Annotated in this window: 2 protein-coding genes; both read right to left on the reverse strand. The window is 60.6% G+C overall.

Going from position 1 to position 1,341, the window contains the following annotated elements; genetic code table 11:
* Positions 1-667 (reverse strand): selenocysteine-specific translation elongation factor (gene selB, locus V6C16_RS13415; protein WP_333543456.1); only part of this gene is annotated, 667 nt, incomplete at its 3' end.
* Between the two features lie 415 nt (positions 668-1,082).
* Positions 1,083-1,341, reverse strand: a 259-nt coding sequence (locus V6C16_RS13420; RefSeq protein WP_333543457.1) for an energy transducer TonB, incomplete at its 5' end; no start/stop codon positions are given.

The following is a 1,341-nucleotide window of genomic DNA, read 5'->3' on the forward strand; positions in this document are numbered from 1 at the left end:
GCGCCCTGGTGGGGGTGTCTGGCGGCATGAAGCGCAGGTCATCGCCCACCTTGACGCTGCCGGAAATGACTGTGCCCGTGATGACCGTGCCGTAGCCTTTCATGCTGAAGACGCGGTCCACCGGCTGGCGGAAGATGTCAACGCGCCGCCGGGCGGGAAGATCGGCGGCCAGTTGAAAAATATGGGAGCGCAGGGCGTTCACCCCTTCGCCCGTGGCCGACGAGACTGGAAAAACAGGCGCACCCTCAAGGAAGGTTCCGGCCAGAAAGCCGCGCACGTCTTCAGTGACCATTTCCAGCCAGTCCGCGTCCACCATGTCCGTCTTGGTCAGGGCCACAAAGCCGTTCCGGATGCCGAGCAAAGAGCATATTTCAAGGTGCTCGCGGGTCTGGGGCATGACGCCCTCGTCCGCCGCGATGACCAGCATCACGAAGTCCACCCCCGCAGCCCCGGCCACCATGTTTTTTACGAAACGCTCGTGGCCCGGCACGTCCACAATGCCCAGACGCTCGCCGCCGGGCATGTCCACCCAGGCGAAGCCCAGCTCAATGGTGATGCCGCGGCGCTTTTCCTCTTCCAGCCGGTCGCAGTTGATGCCCGTGAGCGCCCGTACCAAAGAGGTTTTACCGTGGTCGATATGTCCGGCTGTGCCCAGCACTACAGCCATGTGATACCCCCTGAAGTTATTGGCTTCAGGATAGCATGCGGCAACGGGCCTTTGCAAATGCGGCGGAGTCTGTTTTTGCGTGGGGCAGGGGCGGCGCGGACTGCGGCAGAGTGCCTGTTTGCGCAAATCCCCGGAGCAATTTCAGCTTGAGGCTGTTCTGGAATTTGGCATGCGCGCGACCGTCAGCGGGGAGTGGCGCGATGTGTCGGGCCTGTTGTGAGTCGCAGACGCCACATGATTTATTGAAAATGCATGACGACGAAAAAGTTAGAGCAATTTCACTTTGAAATTGCTCTGGCGGCTGCGTGAGCAGACGTTCGCTACGGAAGCGTAAGCGCAGTTTATCTGCGCGGTTAAACGCCGAAGTGAGCGTGCCTTAAACTTTGAGAATGTATATTCTCAAAGTTAATCTGCTCTAGCGGAGATTGAAGTCAAAAGGCAGCAAGACCAGAGTGCGGACGGCTTTCCCGGCCTTGGTTCCGGGGCGGAAGCGCATGCGGCGGGCGGCGTCCAGGGCTGCTTCTTCAAAATAGCCCTGAGGATTGGCGCTGTGGATGCTGCACTGGCCAGGCTGCCCGCTGGTTTCCACCACCATGCGCACAATGACGCGCCCTTCCACCCTGCGGCTGCGGGCGGAGGAAGGATAGTCCGGTTTGACCCCCCTGGTGACGGCC

It is taken from the genome of Desulfovibrio sp. 1188_IL3213 (genome assembly GCF_036763145.1).
GTDB lineage: Bacteria > Desulfobacterota > Desulfovibrionia > Desulfovibrionales > Desulfovibrionaceae > Desulfovibrio.